Origin of the sequence: Pyruvatibacter mobilis (genome assembly GCF_012848855.1) — a bacterium.
Taxonomy (GTDB): domain Bacteria; phylum Pseudomonadota; class Alphaproteobacteria; order CGMCC-115125; family CGMCC-115125; genus Pyruvatibacter; species Pyruvatibacter mobilis.
This window is the reverse complement of record NZ_CP051630.1, coordinates 2,524,477-2,549,956: the sequence shown is the minus strand read 5'-3', so window position 1 is coordinate 2,549,956 and position 25,480 is coordinate 2,524,477. Positions and strand designations below refer to the sequence as shown.

The following is a 25,480-nucleotide window of genomic DNA, read 5'->3' as shown; positions in this document are numbered from 1 at the left end:
CGGCTCTGGGAAGAGGTCATCCGGCTGCGGCATTGGCGATCCAGTCCCGCACTTCATCAGGTGCTGAGCTTACTGTGACGTCGATATCGAGTGCGCTGAGAGCTGTGAGAACAAATTCCGCGCGACCGTCTGGCCAACCTGCTGTATCGAAACCTTCAAGCCCCGCTCCAGCCGCCCAGGTCCCTGCCGCGCGATCCTCAATCAGTCTTCCATTGCCGCGATGGTTTGTAAGCGCGGTATTCCAACCCGGTGTGGTCCGCGCAGCAAAGCCAATGACATTTCCGGAATGGGGTTCGGCTTCCGGGCCAACGAGGCGGCGCCATTGCGCTTGCTGATCGGTGGCGAGCAGCGGGGTGAGAAGATGAGGCTCCAGCATCATAACTGCAACCAATCTCACCGTCCTAATGGGCGTCGGCTCGTCAAGCGACTTCAGGATTGCAGCCAGTGCGGCTGTCGGATCATGCTGGGGAGACGGCGCGGCACGCGCCCATGCGCCATCCGGCAAGGTAACGAGTGGCGGGAGTTGGATGGGTTGTTGGGCAGGCGTTGCGACCCCGTCGGCAAGGCCGAGTTCGGCGAAGGTGCCGTTCGCTTCCATCCGGTCCCAGGCTTCGAGGACGAGGCGGCGGGTGCGGTATTCGCCGTGGAGGCGGATTTCCTTTTCCATCAGGACACGGAAGGTTTCGGACGGGTAGTCCTCGCCCATGACGTCTGCGGGATCGAGAATGTAGCGCAGCTCGTCGCGGGTCAGGCCGTAGGCGCGGGCGTAGAAGGCGTCGAGATCGGCGCGTAAGGCCGCGCGGCGGTCCTCATCCCAGCCAAAGGGCGGGCCGTCATGGCCCAGATCGCGGGCGAAGGGGGCGAGGCTGTGAGAGGTGTAGGTGAGTTCCAGCACGCGCGGGGTGATGAAGGCGAGGCGGGGGTCGGTGTAGAAGTTCGGAGGGAATACAGGCAGTTGAAATAAGTATTGGAAAGTCAGATTCGTGCCGCCGAGCTTTCTTCGCTCTGCATAGTCCAATGGCAAAGAAGAAAGGTTCGCGATTAGCCCCGGAACCAGTTCGGTTCTTTCGGCTGACAATGCGAGCGGCAGGGAATCGCCAGCCGCGGAACGTGGAAAGACGGCTGAGATAAGGGTTCGCTCATTCGTGGTGTTCGTAATTTTTCGCCATCCATATAGCCACTCACGTCGCCAGCCCTGACGTTCAAGGCGTGTAGCAACTTCTGAGTGTGGAACCCAATATCGTGGAATTGGATCAGTCTCAGGGTCTGCCTTCTGTTCCTTCGTCAACTCCGTCGCTGCATCGTCGGTCATGCCATAACTCGACCATCGATGATCGTAGATGTGCATCATCTTGGCCTCGTAGAGCGGCACATAACGGTTTCCGATGTCGGCTGGATCAATCCAGTCAGCCCCATCTTTGACAAGGCCAAGATTAGCTAAATCATGAGCGGTTCGAAACCACTCAGAGTCTTCGGCCATATGCCATATTCGAGTATAGAATGCAGCTTCCCATGGGTTTCCATCCGGGCCGCTTGACTCATTCAAAAACACATCTGTTGCGGAGTAGAATTTTGATATCAATTCGGCGTCCGCCCGGGACCTCACAACCGGCGCAGTTTTTGTATTCGGATTCAATTTTCCGATGGTTTCCGCAGAGAGTGAGAAGTTTCTCGCCTCATCAATTATTTGGCTTGGATCGGTCAGGAAAAATGCGAAGACCGCTTCTTTTTCCTTTCGCCCCAAGGTCAGAAGCGTGAACTTGAAGCTTCTGTGGACGCCTGAAAAAATCGGCGCTGAGTTCTCGAAATCTATCAACCGCGCAAGTCGCTGAGCCTCAACCAGATGTGCAAAGAATGGCGCGGTCGTCGCATCCGTGGCGATTCCAGTTGGTACAATCACCCCGGCGCGCTTCCGCGAAAGGTTGGCGAACAGTTCCGCGAATAGCGCGTAGGTATTCACGTCGCCCCGTCCGGTCAGGGCGAAACGCCCTCCATCCTCACCCGGCACGCGAGCGAACTCGCTGCTCGCCTCAGCCTCACGCTTGGCCATGGTGAAGGCATCGAACAGCGTGCGATCGGGGGTGCCCGGCTCGGCCTTCTCCAACGCCTTGATCAGCTTTTCCCGCGCGGCTTTGTTCGCTGCGCTTGCAATCTCGGGCGACAGTGTCGCAAAGAACTCCTGCTCCTGTAGCTTGATCCGCTCCCACGGTGGATTCCCCAGCACGACATCAAAACCGCCGCCCGCCATGACATCCGGAAACTCAAGCGGCCAGTGGAAGGCGCGGGCCTTGCGGGCGGCGTCGATGCTGCTGCCGAAAAGCGGGCCGAACAGTTGCACCCCGCGCAGCCATTCCCAGATCGCGCCGGAGGTCGGCACAGTTTCAGTGCCCCGGCGCGGCAGGCCGTCCGGTCCAGCATGGGGGTCTTCTTTTGTTTTGGGCAGGAGGAAGGCCGAGACATAGAGATCGCAGGCGGTCTCCAGCGTCCAGGCTGTCGCGCCTTCCGCCGTCAGTCCACGCAGCTTTTCGGCCTTTGCCTCGATCTGCCGCACCGTGTCTTCCGGCATGGCGCGCAGGCGCGCAAACTCGCGCATGAAATCCTGCTGGCGATTGAAGCCGAAGCCGGTTGCGATCCGGTCCCGCTCCGCCACCTCGCGCTTGTTCTTCTCGCGGTAGTATTTGGCGACGTCCTTATCATCGCCGGTCAGCGGCTTGTAGGCCGCATCCGGAATACCCTCTTCCAGAACGGCCAGATCAAACACGCCGAGCAGCGCATCGCCGCAGCGGATCTGCGCATCGAAGAAGCCCAGCGGCAGGCCGGGATCGACGGTCTCGATCCAGAGCGCGACCTTGGTCAGCTCCACCGCCATCGGGTTGCGATCCACCCCGTGGATGCAGGACCGCGCGACATCGCGGAGGGCATGACGGAAATCCTCCTGCGCCGGTGTGCCATCCGCACGGATACGGGCGACGCGCGTCGCAATCCGTCTTGCCGCCGCGAGCAGGAAGTGACCCGAGCCGCAGGCAGGGTCGATGACGGACAGACTGAGGAGCGCGGCTTCCGGGTCGTCCGCTTCGGCTTCTGTCTTGTCGAGGACGGGATCGAGGGCGGTATCGAGCAGCGCCTGCACGAGGCTGTCGGGCGTGTAGTAGGAGCCGGTGGTCTTGCGCTGATTGCCCTTCTGCTCGGCCGCATCGGAGGCAAAGACGAGCGACTTGCCGTCATCGCCGAGCTGGGGCTGGAGTTCGAGCAGCGATTCATAGACCGACCCCAGTTCCTCGGTCTCCATGGCGCGCCAGTTGACCGGCGCCATGCCGGTTTTGCCCTGCAGCCATGACAGGCGATAGAGCGCCTCCATGAAGGCGCGGTTACGCAGCTTCGCCGTTTCAAGGCTTGGCAGCATGTTTGGCGCAAAGAGCCCGCCAAGCGCGGGCAGCGCCAGGGCTTCCTGTCCGCCCGCCAGTGAGCGGAAGACGATCTTGACCCCTTCATAGCGGTCATGGTGGCGATCCCAGGTCGCCCCGCGAAAACACTGGGCGCGAAGATGGGCGAGGCTGTAGCCATCGGCGTAGAGCTTGCGGGCCTCGGCGCGGGAAACCTCCGGGTGCAGAAGGTTTCGGTCTTCGGCCACCATCAGGAAGATCAGCCGGTAGACGAGACGCAGCAACTCGTTGAACCACTCGGTGAGGTTTTGCTCGCCTGACTTAAGCTTGGCCGCAAGCGCCGGATTGGCCTCAAGGAAGCCCGAACCCAGAATGTTGAGGGCGAGTTTGACCTGCGCCGCGAGCCGGTCACGCGCAACCTCGCCTTCCTTCGTGCCCGTTTCCCGCCAGCGCTCCAGCGCACAGTCTGTCGCGGGGGCACCTGTATTTCCGAAGCGGCTGCGATGAATGAGCAGCCAGAGCAGACCGAACGACGCAGCGTCTTCGTTGGTGAATATCTGGGCAAGGTCGGCTTCTATGAATGCGGGGCGCGTCAGAGAGGCGTTGTCCCGCATCAGGCGGATGACAGTGCCATTGGTCGCGAGGCCCCAGAGCGCGTCATCCTCGTCGTTGAGATAGTCCTGCAACGCAAAGGCAGGCGAGCGGGAGCGCTCGACCGAGAGCGTCGCGCTGCGCCGGTCGAGCCGGTCTTCATCCGGCGGCACGACGATGACAGGAATGCGATGACCACCAGCAGAGAGCGCGATCAGCCCTCCGCCATCCTCGATATCATCAAACCCAAACGTCTCTTTCAGGAAGGCCTTCATGAAGCGGCGCGTTGCGTCGGCAGACGGATTGCTCAGCTTGCTGAAGGCATCGAAATGCGACTGGCCGACCCGGAAGGCGGTGGAGATTTCCTCGCGAAGCGTCAGACCCTTGCGGACGCTATAGTCTTCCGGGCTCTGTTCAGGCGCGGCGCGTTCATCGATCCGCGCCAGCATGGCGGGCGCAATCAGATTGCCTTCGAGGCTGATCGATGGCCAGGCGGAAAGGTCGGTGACAGGACGACGGGCCATGATTAAACCCCGTCCGGGATGAGAACAAAGAGCCCGATCACATCCGGCGGCAGCACGGCTTCGACGCTAACTCTGGACGCTGACCCTGCAGCGGCGCGCAGACGGGCATGATCTTCCACGAGTTCCTCCGCTCGTTGCCTGATAAAGTCCGCAAGCGGACCTTCAAGCATCGCAGGAAGCTCAGCCTTGGCAGCGTCAGACAGGCGTTTACGCGCAATGTCTGCGAGGTCAGCAGTCGCCGGCGTGCCGAGCCAGTCGCGCACCGTGTTGCCGGACGCAACGAGGGTCTGGCCTTGTAGCGCGACAAGCGCAGCTTCCTCCGCAAGAAGAAGCCTTTCCTTCCGCGCATGAATAGTCAGCTTGTACCGGATCCGCAGCAAAGCAATGCGCGTTATGACCGACACCGCTGGCGTCGGCCAGGCGCCGACGCGGCCGATCCCAAGATCGGGCAATGATTCAGGTTCGAGAGAGGCTTCGAGCAGGCTTTCCGCCAGCGAAGATGTCAAGGGATGGGTCCGCGTCAGAAGACTGGTTCCCGAAGGCGCCGGTTCGGCAGTGGCAAGCCTCACTGATCCCTTGAGTCCGCGCTGATCCAGTTTCTCTTTCAGGCTCGGCTGCAATGCGTGGACATGGGCGAGATGGACCGCGCCCTTCTTCTCGAGCGGTACGCCGAATTTCCTCATGGTCAGATCAACAAATACCCTGGCATCATCCGGCGAGCCGAGCAGGTCTTTCACCTTATTCCATTCCGGTGCGACTTCACTCGGCTTCATGGCGTTCTGGGCAAACCGTGCGCGTGATTTCTTTTCATTTTCACTGGCATCGCGCCACCGCGCCTCGATGGCGCGCGTGCCGTCATCGAGGCGCAAATCCAGAGCAAGCTGTTGCTGTCCGCCGCGACGCAGCATCATCGACGCCATTAGGGCGTCTGTGACCGCTCCGCGTTCTTCCGGTAGCGGAACAGTGACGCCGGTTGCTTTCCTGATCTCTTCTGCCTTTCGCAAGATGACGTCCAAAACCGCGCCGTCGATTGCGCTGTCAGGCGAGAACATCATGATTGACCGAACCAGTTCAGCAGGCTGCCCAAAGCGGTCAACGCGACCCTCTCGCTGCTGGTGGCGTGTCGGGTTCCACGAAAGATCGTAGTGAACCACGGTGTCGAAGAGTTGCTGGAGGTTGATGCCCTCAGACAGGCAATCGGTGGCCACAAGAATGCGCTGGGTTTGCTTTTGTGAATCTTCGGACGCCATTTCGGCAACCCGATCACGGCGCTCATCGGGTGTCAGTTCACCGGTGACCGCTTCCACAGTGACCTTGTTGAACGCCTTGCGGAGCCGTTCCTTCACATATTCCGCAGTTGCCAGATAGCGGCAAAACACGACCGGGTTTGCCCCGTCTTTGATAAGAGGTTTCAAGGCACTGACGAGCGCGTCAATTTTCGGGTCTGTCTCGGTTGTGAGCCCTGATGCTTTATCAAGCAGCGCTAGCAGTTCAGGGTCCGACGTGAAGACCGTGCCCGGCTCGAGGTCCACTGCATCTTCGTCATCGCCGTCTTCATCGTATATCTGGGGTTCGAGGCGCTCAGTCTCATTGCTGGCGCGGTTCCTCAGGGCACTGAGCGCCGCGGCCGGTGACGACCCAACGCAGCGCATAAGCGCGAGCGTTCCCCAGAACGCCAACCTTTGATCGCGCCGCTGACTTCCCGCGCGTGACACCACGCCAAGGCAGTAGTCGATAACCGCCTCCTGAAAGTCCAGGTGCGGTCCCGTCAGCCGGTAGGAAAACTCCGTGGTCTCATGTTTTGGAAAGGACCGCGTCTCATCCCAGTCACCTTCAATCAGGTCCACGCGTCGGCGCTGAACAAAATGCCGCGCGAGGCGCTCCCGATAGCGCACATTGTCAAAGTCTGCGCTGGCGAATTCACCATCGATGAGTGATAGGAGCCGCGCGAAAGCCTCTTCATCGCCCGAATGCGGCGTTGCAGTCAGCATGATCAGGCGACGACTGACGTCTTTTGCAAGCCCCTGAAGGAGATCAAAGCGCTGCTGTTTGCCCTTGTGAGTGCCGACGCAGGCGTGAGCCTCATCCACAATAACGAAATCGGGGCAAGCTCTTGCAAACCCATCCCGGCGCTTCTCAGCTTTGATGTAGTCAAGACTGACAACGGTAAAGGGAAATGCGTCAAACAGCGTCTGGGCCAGGGGCAGATTGCGTTCAAGACGGGCTGCTGTTCCCGAGGTCACCGGAACCGCATCAATCCCGAACCGGTCCTTGAGCTCAATGATCCATTGATCCACGAGGTGCGGCGGGCAGAGTACAGAAAACGAGTCTACCTCGCCCCGGTCCATGAACTCTCGGAGGATTAGTCCGGCTTCGATGGTTTTCCCAATCCCCACATCGTCAGCAATGAGAAGTCTCGGAACCTGAAGCCTCAGAGCCATTAGCAAGGGCACAAGTTGATAAGTACGAGGCTCGAAGGCCAGATGAGCCGCCGACCTGAACGGGCCGGCGCCGCGACGCAGTGTAAGTCTCAGCGCGTCGCTGAGCAGGGCCGCCTTCGATTGAACAGTTGGCACCGCATCGGTTGGCAGATCGAAACGAGCAGGCTCCACTGTCGTCAGTTCGAGTTCGGGGTTGAGCAGAACGATGTCGTTTTCGTTCCCAGAAAGCGGACGTAGTGCCAGAACGTCACTATCAGGTGCAGGGAGTGCGACCCACTCCCGTCCTCTTGCCCGGACAAGATCTCCCGGTGATACGTTGAAACTCATGCGTCGCCCCCCAACAGTGTCACCAGCTGAGATGGGAGGCCATCGTCAGGACTAGAGGGCAGAGAGACGATCTCCCAACCCTTTTCCAGGGCCTCGCCTGCCAGCTCATTTGTCACCGCTTGCAGAGTTGCCGCGACACGATGTGTTTTCCAGCCAAACTCGATCGTCGAGTCACCGAGTTCAAGATGCAACGCATCTGGTTTAGGCAGATTGGCTGCGGCAAAGGCATTGAGCCATAAATGCGCCCCCGCATCCGGCTTTATCCTTTGCAGAACAATTGTTTCGCCACGGGCAAGGTCAATCAGAAACTGCTTCACTTCATCGCTCGCCCGATCAATCTGCTCGTGATCGGGCTGGTTGAAATATGAGAGCAGGCACCGATAGCAGCCTCTGACGCAGGCCTCATGGTCTGCGTCAGCGAGCAACGCGGCATCACCTGCGCCAATCGCCTTGTCGATATTTTGAAAGTGCATCAGCTCAAGCGCCGTCTTGGCCACCAGCGCGATTGCCTTTGGGTCATCGATAAGGCGCGTCAGAACGCCCGCGCCGCCTTCGGTCGCTTCATAAGCAAGGATTGCCCGGCGATTGTCCCGTGCGGGCAAGGGCTCGCCCAATACTTCACCTTCCTCCAGCTGGTAGACGACCTCAATGCCCCTGAGCAGGGCATGCTGCAGGGTGGTGATTGTTTCAGGAGTATAGGCTTGCGGATCTGTGATCCGGAGCAAAAGCGCATTCTTGTGGTCCCTGACGATCGGCACAATCCGCACGGGCCTCACAACGTCCGGCGCCGCGTCAGTCTCTGCGTCTTCATCCTCGGATTTGGCCCAATACCCTGTTCTTGGATCAATATAAAAGCCGAAGACGGTTTGATCCCGTCGGCGCTTGAGACCCTTGTTCAAACGACTGATCTCGGCACTGTTGGCATACTGCAGCGCCAACAGACTTTTCTCACCACACCGGAAATCAGCATCGGTGACCTGAATCTGTCCTTCCTTGCGAGGCCAGGAGAAGACCGTCTGAATGTCAAAACCCTGACGCACCCGCTCTTCATCATTTGCCGAAATGCGCTCGGTGGGCATGGCCTCGACATTGTCGATCCGCAGTGTCTTCTTGATCGGCACTTCACCTGCCATGTGCGCGTTGCAGCCATGACAACGTTCCACCTCATTTTCATGGCAAGCGCCACAATCCTGGCAGATAAAGATATCCTTAGTTGCAAGCTCCGAACCGTCACCACTTCGTGCTTCCGGGGGCAGCTTCGCTTTCATGACACGATAGGCGCGGCCCTCATGATAAATCAGACTCCGTGGGCCGAACTCGGAAATCGCCAGGAACCGAGCTCGTGATAAAAACGATCCGGTTTTGTCTTCACCCGGAATAAAAGCGTAAAGTGGCAGTCGTGGAAAATTATATCCCGGCAAAAAGCCCTCAGTTGCCAGATACCGATATGAGTAGAAATCCGAACCATTCGATGCCTTGCCTTGCTCAAGGATGGCGATCTGATCACTCGCCTGAATTTGCGCCGACTTGATCTTCCGTCGATCAGCTCCTGAGAGTCCCGTTATCTCTGATCGAGCATTGGCCTCTGACAGTTGGCTGCGCGCTGACTTATAGAGGTCCCGCCATCGACCAAACGCCTGGTCAAACGACCTCGGCGCTTCCATGGCCACGCTGAGGACGAAGTCATCGGCATCATCCATCCATGTTGGGAGCGCTCCGCCATCAGCCGCCAGAATGGCATGAAATACGCGCTTCATGGGGACCATTGCGGAGGAAACCAGCGATGGTTTGCTAATGGCGCTCAGGATGTCGTCTTTGAGCGGGAATTTCTCCGCTTGCAAATCGAGTATTTCTGGGATGTCCGGAGACAGGGCCAGCTTGGATTCTGCAAGCCAGACAGCATGAAGATGGGAGCGAACGAGTTCTTCATTTGTGATGTCGAGAGCTGGCGGCCTCACAACACCGGCAACCATATCGTTGCGGCGATCAAAGAAATACTGATCGTGTGGCGACCCTGAAGCACAATACGCGACCACCACCGCAGCCTGACCAGAGCGCCCGGCACGTCCAGCGCGTTGCGCATAGTTGGCCGGCGTTGGCGGCACGTTGCGTAGGTAAACGGCGTTCAGTGCTGAGATATCAACACCGAGTTCCATTGTCGGTGAACAAAAGAGCGCCGGAAGGAACTGGTCTGACTCACCTGTCGCCTTTATCTCGGTCCTGTATTCAGAACCCTGCAGATTGCTCTGGTCGTCGCTTTCGAACCGGAAGCGCCATTCGCGCCACTCGCGCTGTTTTTGAGATACCTGTGCGGTGTGCTCCCGGCCTTCCAACCCCCAATATGCGCTCCGCCCCAAGGCGAGATCATTCGCAATGGAGAGATACAGGTTATGGAAATACTCATTTCCCCGCGCAGCCACGTCCCGTAGCGCTGCCCCTGGCACGAGCCTGACAGCCGACGGCGTAAGCCGCCAGCCCATGACATTTGTGTCGATCTCGACGGGGACAACGAGACCTTCATCGGAAAGAAGTTCGAGAAGGCGCCCGAGAAAATCCAGGTAGTCATTTTTGCCCAGTTTTGTTCCGATGACGCTATTCTTGTTGATCAGTCTGGCGATACGAGAATTATGACCCGCGCGGAGTAGCGTTTGTTCTTCGCGTAGGCTGACCACGCCCTTGCCGGGTGCGCGCTGAACCAGCGCAGACCTCCCGCGAGGCTTTTCCTTACTGTCGATGGCCCAGGGCGAACGGAGCAGCGATCTGGATTTCTGCGCCACGCCGTCGAGCACCGCGAGGTCGAGAGACTCTGTGTTGACCGCAAGACCAGCGAGCATTGCGCTCAGCAGTTCCTTGATGAGTTGTTGACGTTGGTCGGCGGAGACTTCTCCCAACTCCGGCAGCACAGCCATCATTCGTTCGCGGTCGTTGGCAATTTCCTCAAGACCAACAAATCGCACATCAATCAGATTGAGAACTGACAGGCTGGGATTCGTGTAACGCCACCCGCGACGGAGATCTGTCCAGACTCGATGGGCAAGCACTTTGGCGAGGGCGCGCTGCGCATCCTCACGAATGACGGCGCCCGCAGATGGATCCAGCATCCAATGAACCCGCGCGCCAGCATTGGATGAGACGAAGCCAAGCGCCTTGACGACTCTGAGGCCGAATTCATCCTCACTCAGGCCGTCATGGCCATCGTCAAGTATTGCCCGCAATATGGCGCCGCGCAAAAGACTGACGAAAAGAAAATCATTGAAATGACCGGACTGAAGCGCCGCGTCCTGGCGGTTATCCGTAAATCCGAGAAGCTTTCGCTTCGTATCCGGAACGCCACTCTCGGCCGAATTCATCCATTCAAGGGTGCTCGACACCAATAGCGTTGTCGCCGAACTCCGGCCTTCGCCCGATAAGCCAGCAAGTTTGCTGCGTTCCCGCATGCCCTGATTAGGTTCATCCTGACAGCAAAGGCAGAACGCGAATTTGCCCGGCACAAAGAAGAACTCCCGGCCGCCTGAACTGTGACGTCCATCGGGTTCAACAAAAAACGAAACAGGTGCACGCGCTCTGCGATAGGACCGCAACCGCTCCATGCCATTGCGTTCCTCAAGCCAGCTCTCGGGAAACGTGCTCAGGTCTCCGTTGAATACAAAATCGGCGTCGCCTTCTGGCACGGGGCAGAGATAACCAGCGACCTCAGAACCGTCTTCGGACTCAAGTGGTGTATCGTCGATTCCTCGCGGCAGAAATCTGGTATGGCCGTCATCGTCAGTCTTCGTAACGACATGATATTCGTGACCGCAGTTTCTGCAGAAGCGTGTTGGATACAGTCGGTTTCCGGGCGCGTTTGGATCCTCCAGCTGCCCTTCGAACAGGACGGTTCGCGGATGTTTTGTCAGCGTCGTGAAGACCTCACCAGCGCCGGAGATGAAGCGGTGAAGTTTGAACGCAAGAAATGCCCGTTCTCCGCTTCCGCCTCTGTCACTCTCCGGGAGGCTGACCTTGGTCAGGAAATCCTGAAGAACCCGTTTGCAAACTTCAGAGCTTGAACCGCTGTCTGCAACGAGCCGATCGACAGCACTTTGGAAAGGAACCGGCTTTTGCCGTTTGAGCTCGAGCCCATCGTCAAGGCCAAGAGCAAGCTCCGTCCAGACCGCTAATGGATGCGTTCTGAGTGTCTGATCGTCCAAAACATTCGGAACGCCCTCGGCAAGAGCGGATGGCAAGGCAGAAATAGCTTCTGCCAAACTGATATTGTCATCCGTAGCTCGCTGAAGAGACTCATCAATGACGGCATCGGGACCGATATCCGCGCCGAACAGACGGGAGGCGACTTTTGCCACGGCAACAGCTCTGCTTTCATCTGATCCCTCGGATGCCATCGTGGCCGAAGTACCGATGCATACAGGCGCCCCGTCGGGCGCGCATCTGTCCCGAAGTCGCCGGACAAGAACGGCCACGTCTGCGCCTTGTCGCCCCCGGTAGGTATGCAGCTCATCCAGAATAATGAATTCCAAGCTGCTCGCATTCTCGACCACCTGCGCGTCCAGCTTATCCTGACGCGTCAGAAGGAGCTCAGCCATCATATAGTTTGTCAGAAGTATATCCGGTGGATTCGCTGCGATCTTCTGGCGCTCTTCCTGACTTTCCTGTCCGGTATATCGCTTGATCACTGGGCGCATCTTGTCCGGAAGGTCCGACTGGCTGATGAATTTATCAATCTCCTTCAACTGGCTATTAGCCAGCGCGTTCATTGGATAAACGATGATCGCCCTGGTTTTTCTTGGTTTTCCTGCGCGTAAGGCCCGGATAATCGCGTCCACCACCGGCACAAAAAAGCACATGGATTTTCCTGATCCCGTGCCGGTCGTAACGACGAAACTCTTACCCGCTTTCGCCTTGGCGATGGCTTCGGCTTGGTGCCGATAAAACGTCATCGGGACGTCACCAAAGCGGAAAACCTTGCCAGTGGCGCTATCCAGATCGCCCGACGCTACAAGTTCATCGATATTCTTGTCCGACCGATAGCGGGGATTCAGTGACAACAATGCCTCAGGCCAAAAACGCCCTTCGTCATACTGGCGATCAATTTCAGATCGCAGGTCATTTGACCGAATGGAGGTGAAGGAACGCGAGAACCGTTCATAGGCCGTGATCAAATGCTGGTCGAATTCAAAAGCTTTCATTGCATTTCACTCACGACAGATTGGTGTTTGCCGAATCAAGGACCCGACTGCGGTTTTGCAAAATTATGTGCTGATCCTGGGGTTTGCGGGCGTCGGGATCAGTGTCCAGTCCCAGGCGGCGGAGTGTGTAGTAAAGCATAGCGCCTCTGACCAAGAGACTGGCGCTGCCATTGGTCATGCCATAGTCGAGCGCGATTGCGGCCCGCTGGGCTTCGGACAGGGCCGGATGCGGGACGACCTCCAACTCGACTTTCCTGTGCCAGTCGAGGTCAGCCTGCGGATCTATTTCTGAAGGTTTGCGCCTTCGTTCCTTGAGCATGCGCGAAAGCACAAAGTCCTTGAACACCTCGTCCTTCAGGCACCAGGCCCGGGCATGCCAGCGGAACCCGTCAAAACCGAGCGCATGTGGCGCGATCCAGCGCCAGACGGGATCCGGGTTTGACATGGACCGATATCGCACCTCGATCGCTTCGCTGTTTTCGATGGCCTTGAGAATTGAACGAAGGATCGGGGCCTCGACCCCGCGGGCTGGTGTTGGCGACGCTTCAAATTCCGGGAGATGGCCCAGCCAGGCATCGGACCGCTCCAAGATCCCCTGATCAAGCAAATGAAGCTGTGAAAGATAACGACCCGCATCCGGTTGTAGAAATTTCGGCGAGAAGTGATCGCCGCGCACATAAGTGCGTTCGCTCTTATCGTAGAGCATGTTGCCCGGCGCGAGCTCCAGATAACGGTTGAGATCGGTCGAAGCCTGATTCACCGAGACGCCAAAAACTTCCATCAGATCGCCGCGGTTCACATGCCCCTCCCAGTACAGCCGGAACTCGATAAACTCGAGACGCCGCTCGACGCCCCAGCGAAGCTCCGACTTGTTCATTGCGCCCATGTCCTCCTGCCGACATGATTGATCCAGTAACTTTGCTCACACAGAAACTGGTTGCACGCAGACCGTAGTCGGGTTGTTCGATTCCCGCAATCCGGAAAATGACGCTCCGGAGTTGAAAAGGTCCAATCTCGGATTTGCGAATTCTTGCGCCTTTCCCGTCTGGGCGAGGGCTTCGCTTTGGCTGATGCTTGAGCGCTCCCCTTGTCTGTTCGGACCGCATGATGACCGGCACAAAAGTTCTTATCGGCACCTTCTGTCTGGTCTGCCTGATCATCCTGTTCTCGATGTGGGGCGCGACCCAGTGGACCGCAGAGGCGCTTGGCTTCCAGCCGGGGCTTGGGCGACCCTGGTTCATGCTTGGCGATACGCCGGTCTATCGGCCCTGGCGTTTGTTCCAGTGGTGGTACGCTTACGAAGCCTATGCGCCGGGCGTGTTTGCGCGCGGCGGACTGATTGCCGCTGGTGGCGGGTTTTTGGGGGCGGTGGTCGCCGTGATCGGCTCGCTCTTGCGGGCGCGATCGAAGAAGCATCTGACAACTTATGGGTCGGCGCGCTGGGCCAGTGCGCATGATGTCCGCAAGGCCGGACTTCTGGTCGAGGATGGTGTCTTTCTCGGGCGCTGGAAATCCGCCTATCTGCGCCATGACGGCCCGGAACATGTCATGGCCTTCGCGCCGACCCGCTCCGGCAAGGGCGTGGGGCTCGTTGTGCCAACCCTTCTCGGCTGGACCGGCAGCGCGGTCATTCATGACATCAAGGGCGAGAACTGGGACCTGACCTCAGGCTGGCGGTCACGCTTTTCCCATTGCCTGCGCTTTGAGCCGACGGATACAGGTTCGGTTCGGTTCAATCCGCTCATGGAGGTGAGGCGCGGCGACAATGAAGTGCGCGACGTGCAGAACATCGCCGACATCCTGGTCGATCCCGAGGGCTCGCTGGAACGCCGCAATCACTGGGAGAAGACCGGGCATGCGCTCCTGGTCGGTGTCATCCTGCACGTGCTCTATGCCGAAACAGACAAGACGCTGGCCGGTTGTGCGCGGTTTCTGTCTGACCCGGACCGCAGCTTCGAGGCGACCCTGTCCGCCATGATGAATACCCCACATCTGGGCAGCGCGGTGCACCCGATCGTCGCGCAGGCTGCCCGCGAACTCCTGAACAAGTCCGAGAATGAGCGATCCGGCGTACTTTCCACCGCCATGAGTTTTCTGGGGCTGTACCGCGACCCGGTCATTGCCAGCGCCACCAGCGCCAGTGACTGGCGGATCGCCGATCTGATCGAGGGCAAGCGGCCATGCTCGCTCTATCTGGTCATCCCGCCATCAGACATTTCACGGACAAAACCGCTGGTGCGGCTGATCCTCAATCAGATCGGACGCAGGCTGACCGAGGACCTGCCACGCAAGGGAGAGCGGCGTCGCAAAGTGTTGCTGATGCTGGACGAGTTTCCGGCGCTCGGGCGGCTCGATTTCTTCGAGAGCGCGCTCGCCTTCATGGCGGGCTATGGCATGCGCGCCTATCTGATCGCCCAGTCCCTGAACCAGATCGAAAAGGCCTATGGGCCAAACAATGCCATTCTCGACAATTGCCATGTGCGCATCGCCTTTGCGACCAATGATGAGCGCACAGCGAAACGAATTTCCGACGCCCTCGGAACAACCACCCAGCAACGCGCCCAGCGCAACTATGCCGGCCACCGCCTCGCGCCCTGGCTCTCCCACGTCATGGTCTCGGCCCAGGAAACCCAGCGGCCCCTTCTGACGCCGGGCGAGGTGATGCAGCTGCCCTCTGACGAAGAACTCGTCATGGTCTCCGGCGCGCGGCCCTTGAAGGCGAAGAAACTCCGCTATTTCGAAGACCGGAATTTCACCGCGCGGGTTCTGCCGCCGCCAACCAATCCGTTTCTTCCGGAGAGGCGGGGTCATGACTGGGATGGCGTATTGGCCAGCGTGGAGCCTGTGCCGCCAACTGTCAGCCCGACCGGGTCAGACGAGGGCGGACTGCAACACAGCCAGACGCCGAGCCTCGATCCGCCAGAAAAAGAAACGCCCGCACGCGAGGAGGTGCCTGACCTGCCGAAAGAGGATGGGGAACTTGATGCGGCAGCTGTGAAATCCCTCAAGCCAGCCCAGCGCGCCCTTGGCATGGACCGCGCGGACGGCGACTTCTTTCCGAAATTCTGATCATGAAGCCACGCGTCAATATCCGCCTCTCCCATGAGTTGCATCGCAAGCTGGACGAGATGGTCCTTGCGCCCGGCGCAACAAAATCCGCGATCATGGAAGATGCGCTACGGGCCTATCTCGATCCGCAGCGGACCGCGGCGCGCGATGACATTCTGTTGCAGCGCCTCGACCGGATCGAGGCGCGCCAGAACGCCATGGAGCGAGACCTCGCCCTATGCCTAGAAACCCTCGGCCAGTTCGTCCTTTACTGGCTCACTCGGACAGACCCGATCCCAGAAGCCGAACGTGACGCCGCCCAGCTCCTCGGCCAGCGCCGTTTTGAATTCTTCATCGATCAGGTCGCCAGGCGCGTGGCCTCGGATGAACCGCTATCGAAGCGGGCTTTGTCTGCCTCGGCTGCCGACGACCTTAATGATTGAGTTTTGACGCATACAGCGCATTTTCCAGGGCTATTGAGTGATATCCGACGCATTAGTGCTGCATCTTTTATGCAGCCCTTAGACGGCCCGATCTTGCAAGACCTCTCGATCCGTTCCGACCGTTTGCGACTTTCCCAGCTATCAGAAACTGGCGTTAAATCAGAGGATTGGACCTGTCAGCAACTACAGGAGCCTTTCCCCCGATGTCCGCACCCGCCCGAACGCTTGAGACCGACCAACGACGCGTATCCATGCTGCGGTCTGCCTGCGAAGGCGCGGTGCGGGCAGCGCTGGAAGCTGACGACGTCATCGAAATCCTCGCCAACCCTGACGGCTCGATCTGGATCGAGCGGGCGGGGCGAGGGGTCGAGGTCAGTCCCGAAATCATTTCAGCCACCGCGCGCGAACGGATCATCCGCCTTGTCGCGAGCAGCATAGGCGAGGCCTTTGATCGGTCCGCCCCGATTGTTTCTGCCGAACTCCCAGGTAGCGGCGAGCGGTTTGAGGGGCTTCTCCCACCTGTCTCGACCAGCCCATGCTTTTCGATCCGCAAGCCTGCGACAACGCCGTTTGAACTCGGTGACTATGTCACCCAGGGCGTGCTCGCGCCTGCGCTGGCTACGGCGCTGAAAGACGCGATTGCGAGTCATGCGAACATATTGATCGCGGGCGGCACGTCCTCCGGCAAGACGACCTTCACCAACGCGCTGCTCGCCGAACCCTCCCTGCGTGGTGACCGCATCGTCATCCTCGAAGACACGCGCGAGCTTCGCTGCGCCGCGCCCAATGTGGTGCAGCTTCGCACCCATCGCGGCAGCACCAGCCTGCAGGACCTTGTGCGCTCGACGCTGCGGCTGCGGCCAGACCGGATCATTGTCGGCGAGGTGCGCGGGGCTGAAGCACTCGACCTGCTAAAAGCCTGGAACACCGGCCATCCGGGCGGGATCACGACGCTGCACGCCAACTCGGCACACGGCGCGCTGGCGCGGCTTGAACAGTTGACACTGGAAGCCACACCGCGCGCGCCCTTCGACCTCATCGCTGAAGCGATTGACGTGGTCGTGTTCATGAGCCGCGCAGGCGGCCAGCGCCGCGTTGAAGAGGCGCTACGCGTCACAGGTTTTGACGGCGAGGGGTATCAGACCGCCCCGCTCGTCTCCCGTTCCCTGTCCCTCGTCCAACATGGAGAAACCCAATGACGCTCTATAATCACCTCCAGACGGTGAACCGAACGGTCCAGGTCGCGGCCTGTATCGGTATCGGCCTCATGATCGCCGGTCCGGCCCATGCAGCAGGCTCCGGCATGCCCTGGGAAGGCCCGCTCGATCAGATCCTGACCTCGATTGAGGGTCCGGTCGCGCGCATCGTTGCGGTGATCATCATCACGATTACCGGCCTGACGCTGGCCTTTGGCGAGACCTCCGGCGGCATGCGCAAGCTGATCCAGATCGTATTCGGGCTGTCCATCGCCTTTGCCGCGACAAGCTTCTTCCTGACCTTCTTCAGCTTCGGCGGCGGAGCGCTCATCTGATGTCTGCCGAAGGCTATGAGATCCCGCTCCACCGGTCCCTGACCGAGCCGATCCTGATGGCGGGCGCGCCGCGCACGGCCGCCATCGCCATCGGGACGCTCGCTGCCGCGGTGGGCCTTGGCCTGCAGCTCTGGATACCGGGCCTCGTGCTCTGGGCCGTCGGGCATTCGGCAGCGGTGTTCATGGCCAGAAGCGATCCGGATTTCATGGCCGTCGCGGGCCGCTCGACGCGCCACAAGGAGCATCTGACATGCTGAACCTCAAAGAATACGCAGAAACCCCGGTCCTCCTCGCGGATTACCTGCCCTGGGCCTGTCTCGTCGCGCCGGGCGTGGTGCTCAACAAGGATGGCAGTTTCCAGACGACATTCAAATATCGCGGCCCTGACCTCGAAAGCTCCACCGAGGAAGAACTCGTTTCGATCAATGCCCGTGTGAACAATGTGCTTCGCCGGTTCGGCTCGGGCTGGGCGCTCTTCTTCGAAGCGCAGCGCCATGACGTGCATGACTATCCGGAGGCGGAGTTCCCCGATGCGCTGTCCTGGCTTGTCGATCAGGAACGGGCATTACAAGCCGAAGAATCCGGAACCCGCTTTGAGAGTGCTTACTTCCTGACCCTGCTCTGGCTGCCGCCCGCCGACGCCACAGGCCGTGCCGAAAAGGCCCTGATCCAGCGTGCCGAAACGGAAGACGCCGCGACCTGGCGTCACCGGCTGGAGACCTTCCAGCAGCATGCGTCTCGCGTTTTCGATCTCCTCTCCACCTGCCTCGCCGAGATCGCAAAGCTCACTGACGACGAGACGCTGACCTATCTGCATTCGACGATATCGACCAAGCGCCATCCTGTGGTGACGCCGGAACTGCCCGTCTTCCTCGACGCCATACTTGCCGATGAACCCTTCGCCGGCGGGCTCGAACCCATGATCGGCGAGGCTCACCTTCGCACACTGACCATTCTCGGCTTCCCGGCCTCGACCCTGCCGGGCATTCTTGATGAGCTCAATCGCCAAGGGTTTGCCTATCGCTGGGCGACCCGGTTCATCGCCATGGACAAGGCGCAGGCCGAGAAGGTGCTCGGCAAAAAGCGCCGCCACTGGTTCGCCAAGCGCAAATCCATCGGCACGGTGCTGCGCGAGACAATGTTCAACGAGCCCGCCGCGCTCGTTGACAATGACGCCGACAACAAGGCCGCCGATGCCGATGCGGCGCTGCAGGAGCTTGGCAGTGATCTTGTTTCCTATGGCTATGTCACCACGACCATCACGGTTGCCGATCCCGACCGGCGGGCGGTTGACGAGCACATCCGCGTGGCCGAGCGCATCGTCAATGGCCGCGGCTTTACAGCGATCCGCGAGACCCTCAATGCCGTGGATGCCTGGCTCGGCTCATTGCCCGGTCACCCCTATGCCAATGTCCGCCAGCCGATCCTGCACACGCTGAACCTTGCCCATATGGTGCCGCTCTCGGCGGTCTGGGCGGGCGAGGAGACGAACCGGCACCTGGGCGCCCCCGCGCTCATTCAGGCGCAGACCGACGGCACAACACCGTTCCGCCTAAATCTCCACATTGGCGATGTTGGTCATACGCTTGTCGTCGGTCCCACCGGCGCGGGCAAGTCCGTGCTCCTGTCCCTGCTCGCCCTGCAATGGAAGCGCTACACAAACGCCCAGGTCTTCATCTTCGACAAGGGCCGGTCCGCGCGCGCTGCAACGCTTTGCATGGGCGGCGCGCATATCGACCTTGGCAGTTCGAACGCCCCAAGCCTCCAGCCCCTGAAGGACATCGACACCGAACATGGCGCGAGTTTCGCCGCTGACTGGCTGACAGGTCTCTGCACAAATGAAGGCGTCAGCATGACGCCGGACCTGAAAGCCCGGCTCTGGGAAGCGATCCAGTCTCTCAGCTCAGCGCCTGAAAACGAACGCACGCTGACAGGCCTCAGCCTGATGCTGCAGGACGACACGCTCAAATCGGCGCTCCACCCGTTCACGCTGGAAGGCCCGCATGGCCGCCTTCTCGATGCCGATCAGGAGAGCCTCGCCCTCGCCGATACAGTCTGTTTCGAGATGGAAGAGCTGATGCACGCGAAAGGCGCGGTCGCCCCCGTCATCACTTACCTGTTCCACCGACTTGAAGCCCGGTTCACCGGCAAACCAACGCTGCTCATCCTAGATGAAGCCTGGCTGTTCCTCGATGATCCGATGTTCGCGGCGCGCATTCGCGAATGGCTCAAAACCCTGCGCAAGAAGAACGTGTCTGTCGTGTTCGCAACACAAAGCCTGGCCGACATCGCGAACTCAAGCATCGCGCCTGCACTCGTCGAGTCCTGTCCGACACGGATCTTCCTCCCGAATGAACGCGCGCAGGAACCGCAATCGAAAGAGACCTATGAGCGCTTCGGACTCAATACCCGCCAGATCGAACTGATCTCAAGAGCCACGCCCAAGCGCGATTATTATTACCAGTCGCCGCTGGCCGCGCGCGTCTTCGATCTTGGCCTCGGCCCCATCGCCCTCTCAGTTTGCGGCGCGTCATCGCCGGAAGACCAGGCCCGCATGGATCGCATCTGGGCCGAGACGGAAGGCGACGGCTTTGCCGCCTGCTGGCTCATCGAGAAAGGCCTGCCCTGGGCGGCGGAATTGCTCGCCCGCTGGCCCGGCGATGCGCCGGAACCCGAGGCGAAAACTTCCTTCCATCCCGCCCAATTCCTCGCCGCCGAATAGGAGCCCCCGATGAAATGTTTCCTTGCCTCCGCCCTCATCTGCGCCGCGCCGCTTTCCATCCTCATCGCACCACCCGCAACCGCCCAATGGACGGTCTACGACCCCGCCAACCATATCCAGAACATCTACCAGGCCATCCGCTCGCTTCAGGAGGTGAACCAGCAGATCCAGCAACTCACCCATGAAATTGAGATGCTGGAGAACATGGCCCGCGATCTCGAAGCCCTGCCGGACAGTATCGCCGACGACATATTGCGCCGTATGCGCCGCATCGAATACCTGATGCGCGAAGCCGAAGGCATCGGCTACCGCGTCGAAGAAATCGAGCGCGAGTATGAAGAGGTCTACCCGGAAGACTATGGCGCCGAACCGCCGCGTCAGGCCGTCCTCGTCGAAGAGGCCCGCGCCCGCTGGCGTCAGTCCCGCACGGCTTACCGGGAAAGCCTCACCGTCACGGCGCAGGTCGTCTCAACCGCGCGCGCTGACAGTGACAGCCTCGACCGGCTGATCGCAGACAGCCAGTCCGCCGTCGGCAATCTCCAGGTCGCGCAGGCGGGCAATCAGATCGAGGCCCTGCAGACTGAGCAGCTGATGCAGATGGAAGCGATGATGGCGGCCCATTACCGCGCCGAGGCGCTGGAGCGCGCCCGCCAACTCGCCGAGGCCGAACGTGGCCGCGCCCGTACCCGGGCCTTTCTCGGAGAGTAGCGGGCCATGGACGTGATCGACACCTTCCTCGCGACCTTTATCGCTTACATAGACAGCGGGTTCGGCCTGCTGGCGGGCGATGTCGCTTACCTGTCGACCACGCTCATCGCCATCGACATCACCCTGGCGGGCCTGTTCTGGGCGCTGTCTCAGAACACCGACGTCATCGCGGGGCTCCTCAAAAAGGTGCTCTATGTCGGTTTCTTCGCCTTCGTGATCGGCAACTTTTCGCTCCTTGCAGGCATCGTCTTCGACAGTTTCGCCGAACTCGGCGTGACCGCAGGCGGCGGCACGATGACCGCCGATGATCTCCTGCGCCCCGGCTTCATCGCCAGTGTCGGCCTCGATGCCGGTCAGCCGCTTCTGGAAGAGATCGGCGACATGCTGGGGCCAATCTCTTTCTTCCATAACTTCATCATGATCGCGGTGATGTTCATCGCCTGGGCCATCATCATGGTCGCCTTCTTCGTGCTCGCCGTGCAGCTCTTCATCACGATCCTGGAGTTCAAGCTGACGACGCTGGCCGGGTTCGTGCTCGTGCCGTTCGCGCTCTGGAACAAGACGACGTTTCTGGCTGAACGCGTGCTCGGCAATGTCATCACCTCCGGCATCAAGCTCATGGTGCTCGCCGTCATCATCGGTATCGGCTCGACGCTCTTCTCGTCTGTCACCGACGCATTCCGCACCGGCGATGATGTCACGCTCGCTCAGGTCATGGGCACGGTGCTGGCCGCGATTGTCTTCTTCTGGATGGGCATCTTTGCGCCCGGCATTGCCTCCGGCCTCATTACCGGCGCGCCGCAGCTTGGCGCAGGCTCCGCTGCAGGCGCGGCGGCCGGTGTCGCTGCCGGGACGTATGTCGCCGGGATGGGCGGGCGCGCCGCCGTCGGCGCTGTGGCAGGCGGTGCTTCAAGCGCCGTCAAGGCCGGTGCGAGCATGGCGGGCGCGGCGCGCACCTCCTATACGCTGGGCTCTGTCGCCTCCGGCGCATCCGGCGCGGCGGGTGTCGCCGCAGGCCTTGCCGGTGTCGCCCGCGCTGGCGGGGACGCCATGCGCCGCGCAGCAAGCCGTCCCGCCCAGTCCATGCGTGAGGCCTACCAGCGCGGCAGTCAAGGCGCCTGGCGCGCCACCGGCGGTTCGCCGACCGCATCCATGCAAAACCCTGCCTCCGCATCATCCTCTGCCCAAAGCCCCGGCTGGGCGCGGCGCATGCAGACCAGCCAGCGCATGGGACAGGCAGGGCAGATGGCCGCGCACTCGATCCGCGACGGTGATCGCGGCGCTTCGGGCGCGAACCCCACCCTCAAAGACAAGGACGATTAGACAATGGCTTTCAGGCGATCTTCCTCCAGCTATGGGCCAAGCCCGTTCCCCGAAACGCCTTATCAGAAGGCCGGACAGGTATGGGACGAAAGAATTGGTTCCGCCCGCGTGCAGGCGAAAAACTGGCGGCTCATGGCGATCGGCTGTCTCGGGCTTTGCTTCGTCACCTCCGGCGCGCTGGTCTGGCGCTCGATGCAGTCCACCGTCACGCCCTATGTCGTGGAAGTCGATGAGACCGGCGCGGCCCGCGCCGTTGCTCCGGCGACGGAACGCTATACGCCGACCGATGCCCAGATCGCCCATCACCTTGCCAACTTCATTGAACATGTCCGGGGCCTTTCCGTCGATCCTGTCGTCGTGCGCGAGAACTGGCTGCGTGCCTATGACTTCGTGACTGACCGCGCCGCGACCACGCTCAACGAATACGCCTCGGCCAATGATCCCTTCGCCGATGTCGGCCGCAAGTCCCGCACCGTGGATGTGGTCAGCGTGGTGCGCGTCTCGGACGACAGCTTCCAGGCCCGCTGGATCGAGAAGACCTATGAGAATGGCGCGCTGGTCCGTGCCCAAAGGTTCACCGGCAATTTCACTCTCATCACCCAGCCGCCGACGGACGCAGAGACCCTGCGCGCCAATCCGCTCGGCCTTTATGTCCATGCCCTGAACTGGGGTCAGGACCTTGTCACAGGAGAATGATCCCCATGCTTCGTATTCTGCTTGCCACTTCGGCCCTCGCACTCACCACGGCCTGCGCCACGACGGAACTCGAACCGATTGATCCGGCGGCCTTTGTCGCGGCCACGCCCGTCGAGGACCGCGCCGACTATCCCGTCGAAATCGTCGAAACCGCCGTGGCACTTCCGCTGCCCGGCCAGATGATGCCAATCGGCGCGCGGGTCACCACCAATCCCGATGGCAGCGTCACGCGGACCTATACAAGGACCGTCAGCGCGCCCTCGGTTTCACCGGCAGAAGCGATAAGACAAGGCCGCACCAGCGCGCTGATCGAACCTTCGGTCGATGGATACGTCAACGCGATCCAAGTCTATCCTTATACCGAGGGCGCGCTCTACCGCCTCTATGCCAGTCCCGGTCAGGTCAGCGACATCGCGCTTCAGCCGGGCGAAGAGTTGGTGTCGGTCTCAGCGGGTGACACGGTCCGCTGGGTGGTCGGCGACACGATCTCAGGATCGGGCGCAACGGCCCGCGCCCATGTGCTGGTCAAGCCGATCTCATCCGGCATCCGCACAAACCTGATGATCGCCACCGACCGGCGCACCTATCACCTCGAACTGGAAAGTACCGAAGGCGGCTACATGGCCGCGCTCTCCTGGCGCTATCCGGCTGATGAACTCGCGGGCCTGACCGCCCGCAATGAACGCGCCATCGCACGCGACGCTGGCAGCATTGAACGCGGCCTTACCCTTGAAGGCCTCAACTTCGATTACCGGCTCTCCGGCGACAGCCCCGACTGGAAGCCGGTGCGGGTCTTCGATGATGGCCGTCAGGTGTTCATCCAGATGCCGGAGGACATTGCCACCACGGACATGCCGCCGCTCTTTGTTCTGGGCGCGGATGGCGACGCGGAACTCGTCAACTATCGCGTGCGCGGCAATTATTATGTCGTCGACCGGCTGTTCCGCGCGGCCGAGCTGCGCCTTGGCGAGCGCAATCAGACCGTTGTCCGCATCTCGCGCAATGAGCGCCGTCCGCCGCTGGCCGCGATCTTCGGGGGCTAGGAAGATGTCCGAGCCCATTCCCTTCGACGAGCATGCCGAGCGGCTGAAGATCCGCTCCAGCCCGAAGCCGGTTACACGGATCAATCGCAAGGTCCTGATGGTCGGCGCAGGCATTGGCGTGCTCGCCCTGTTCGCCGCCATGAGCATTGCCCTGAAGCCGCCAACTGCGGTCGACCCCGATGCCCGCCGCGAGCTTTACAACACGACCAACACACGCAAGCCCGAAGGCCTCTCCACACTCCCGACAAGCTATAGCGACATCGCGCCGGTCGAAGACCGCATAGCACGCCTTGGCCCGCCGCTGTCGGGCGATCTCGGCGCGACCATGCTGCGCGCTGAACGCGAGCTTGGCATCGAGCCTGAATACGTGACCCGCTTCGAAGACGATTTCCGCCCGAACCCGGCTGACGAGGCCGAACGCGCCCGGCGCATGCGCGAGGCAGCGCTCGCCGATGAAGCCGCCCGCGCGCCGGTCTTCTTCCGGCTCGACTCTCAGAGCGGCATGGCAAGCACCACCGGGGCTCGCCCCGCTTATCGCGACCCAGCACTTGATCTCGGCTCGGAGCTTCTTGCACTCGCGGCCCTGCCGCAAGGCGCACCGTCAGCGTTCGGTCAGCCCGCCGATACCAATCTCCAAAGCCGCAAGCTCGCCTTTGCGAGCGAGGGTTCTGCCAGCGACATCTACAATCCGCATGGGCTGCAGGACCCGGCCTCGCCTTATCAGGTGATGGCGGGCACGCTGATCCCGGCCTCGCTGGTCACCGGCATCAACTCGGACCTGCCCGGCACAATCGTCGCGCAGGTGACGCAGCCCGTTTATGACACCGTGACCGGGCAGTATCTCCTGATCCCGCAAGGCTCACGCCTCATCGGACGCTACCAGTCCGAAGTCTCATTCGGGCAGGACCGGGCTCTGGTGACCTGGGACAGGATCATCTTCCCTGACGGGTCCTCCATCCTCATCTCTGCGCCCGGCGCGGACGCGCAGGGCTTTGCAGGCCTCTCAGACAGAACCGATCATCACTGGGATCGCGTGTTTGTCGCGGCCGGTCTTGCGACCATCCTCGGCGTCGGGGCCGAACTCGGCGCAGACGGCGACGGCGATCTCGAACGCGCCATCCGCCGCGGCACGACGGACACCATCAACCAAGCCGGTCAGCGCGTGGTTGAGCGCAACCTTGGCATCCAGCCGACCATCCGCGTGCGCCCCGGCTGGCCGGTGCGTGTGGTCGTCACCCGCGATCTCATCCTCAGACCCCATCCCCAAGGAGCCACACGATGACCCTTCGTCTCGACAAATTACCCGACCGCACGCCGGTGCGCATGAGCCTCTCGGTTGATCCCGACCTCGCCAGCGCGCTCAGCGACTATGCCGAAATCTACCGCCAGACCTATGGCGCGGAGGAAAAGCCCGAAGCGCTGATCCCCGCCATGATCGAAAGCTTCCTGGCTTCAGATGCCGGGTTCAAGCGGGCGCGCCGCGCCCTTCATTCCAATGCCAGCAAGGAGACCTAAAC

Annotated in this window: 16 protein-coding genes; 12 read left to right on the top strand and 4 right to left on the bottom strand. The window is 60.8% G+C overall.

Annotated features, from left to right (window positions below; genetic code table 11):
• Positions 1-16 precede the first annotated feature (16 nt).
• From HG718_RS11815 to HG718_RS11800, 4 genes are read right to left on the bottom strand one after another with little or no spacing between them, the layout of a single operon-like run.
• Positions 17-4,498: an Eco57I restriction-modification methylase domain-containing protein gene (locus HG718_RS11815; protein ID WP_045694954.1), complete on the bottom strand. Its 4,482-nt coding sequence runs from the start codon at positions 4,496-4,498 to the stop codon at positions 17-19.
• A gap of 2 nt (positions 4,499-4,500) precedes the next feature.
• Positions 4,501-7,266, bottom strand: a complete 2,766-nt coding sequence (locus HG718_RS11810; protein WP_045694956.1) for a DEAD/DEAH box helicase — start codon at positions 7,264-7,266, stop codon at positions 4,501-4,503.
• The gene (locus HG718_RS11805) at positions 7,263-12,449 is read right to left on the bottom strand and encodes a DEAD/DEAH box helicase (RefSeq protein WP_160589035.1); all 5,187 of its coding nucleotides are present in this window, start codon (positions 12,447-12,449) and stop codon (positions 7,263-7,265) included. Before HG718_RS11805 ends, HG718_RS11810 begins: the two co-directional genes overlap by 4 nt.
• A 10-nt stretch (positions 12,450-12,459) precedes the next feature.
• The gene (locus tag HG718_RS11800; RefSeq protein WP_160589034.1) at positions 12,460-13,326 is read right to left on the bottom strand and encodes a BrxR family helix-turn-helix transcriptional regulator; all 867 of its coding nucleotides are present in this window, start codon (positions 13,324-13,326) and stop codon (positions 12,460-12,462) included.
• A gap of 230 nt (positions 13,327-13,556) precedes the next feature.
• On the opposite strand from HG718_RS11800, the gene HG718_RS11795 reads away from it, so the two are divergent.
• The 12 genes from HG718_RS11795 (at position 13,557) to HG718_RS11740 (ending at position 25,478) form a co-directional block, all read left to right on the top strand.
• The gene (locus tag HG718_RS11795) at positions 13,557-15,518 is read left to right on the top strand and encodes a conjugal transfer protein TraG (protein WP_045694970.1); all 1,962 of its coding nucleotides are present in this window, start codon (positions 13,557-13,559) and stop codon (positions 15,516-15,518) included.
• A gap of 2 nt (positions 15,519-15,520) precedes the next feature.
• Positions 15,521-15,940 (top strand): ribbon-helix-helix domain-containing protein, encoded by a 420-nt coding sequence (locus tag HG718_RS11790; protein ID WP_045694959.1) that lies wholly within the window; start codon positions 15,521-15,523, stop codon positions 15,938-15,940.
• Between the two features lie 203 nt (positions 15,941-16,143).
• Complete coding sequence (gene trbB / locus HG718_RS11785; RefSeq protein ID WP_045694960.1) at positions 16,144-17,139, top strand: P-type conjugative transfer ATPase TrbB; 996 nt, start codon at positions 16,144-16,146, stop codon at positions 17,137-17,139.
• Positions 17,136-17,471: a TrbC/VirB2 family type IV secretion system protein gene (locus HG718_RS11780; RefSeq protein ID WP_045694962.1), complete on the top strand. Its 336-nt coding sequence runs from the start codon at positions 17,136-17,138 to the stop codon at positions 17,469-17,471. The genes trbB and HG718_RS11780 overlap by 4 nt, the downstream gene beginning before the upstream one ends.
• Complete coding sequence (locus HG718_RS11775) at positions 17,471-17,728, top strand: VirB3 family type IV secretion system protein (protein WP_045694963.1); 258 nt, start codon at positions 17,471-17,473, stop codon at positions 17,726-17,728. The genes HG718_RS11780 and HG718_RS11775 overlap by 1 nt, the downstream gene beginning before the upstream one ends.
• The gene (trbE, locus tag HG718_RS11770) at positions 17,722-20,193 is read left to right on the top strand and encodes a conjugal transfer protein TrbE (protein ID WP_160589033.1); all 2,472 of its coding nucleotides are present in this window, start codon (positions 17,722-17,724) and stop codon (positions 20,191-20,193) included. Before HG718_RS11775 ends, trbE begins: the two co-directional genes overlap by 7 nt.
• A gap of 9 nt (positions 20,194-20,202) precedes the next feature.
• Complete coding sequence (trbJ, locus tag HG718_RS11765; protein WP_160589032.1) at positions 20,203-20,901, top strand: P-type conjugative transfer protein TrbJ; 699 nt, start codon at positions 20,203-20,205, stop codon at positions 20,899-20,901.
• 6 nt (positions 20,902-20,907) lie between these two features.
• Entirely contained in the window at positions 20,908-22,224 is a 1,317-nt protein-coding gene (gene trbL, locus HG718_RS11760) for a P-type conjugative transfer protein TrbL (protein ID WP_160589031.1), read from the top strand.
• Between the two features lie 3 nt (positions 22,225-22,227).
• Positions 22,228-22,920, top strand: coding sequence for a conjugal transfer protein TrbF (gene trbF / locus HG718_RS11755; RefSeq protein WP_045694922.1), 693 nt, complete (start codon positions 22,228-22,230; stop codon positions 22,918-22,920).
• A 5-nt stretch (positions 22,921-22,925) separates the two neighbouring features.
• Positions 22,926-23,963 carry a P-type conjugative transfer protein TrbG gene (gene trbG, locus HG718_RS11750; protein WP_045694921.1) on the top strand — a complete coding sequence of 346 codons (1,038 nt, stop codon included), beginning with the start codon at positions 22,926-22,928 and terminating at the stop codon, positions 23,961-23,963.
• Between the two features lie 4 nt (positions 23,964-23,967).
• The gene (locus HG718_RS11745; protein WP_045694919.1) at positions 23,968-25,245 is read left to right on the top strand and encodes a TraB/TrbI/VirB10 family type IV secretion system protein; all 1,278 of its coding nucleotides are present in this window, start codon (positions 23,968-23,970) and stop codon (positions 25,243-25,245) included.
• Positions 25,242-25,478, top strand: a complete 237-nt coding sequence (locus HG718_RS11740; RefSeq protein WP_045694918.1) for a DUF2274 domain-containing protein — start codon at positions 25,242-25,244, stop codon at positions 25,476-25,478. Before HG718_RS11745 ends, HG718_RS11740 begins: the two co-directional genes overlap by 4 nt.
• Positions 25,479-25,480 lie beyond the last annotated feature (2 nt).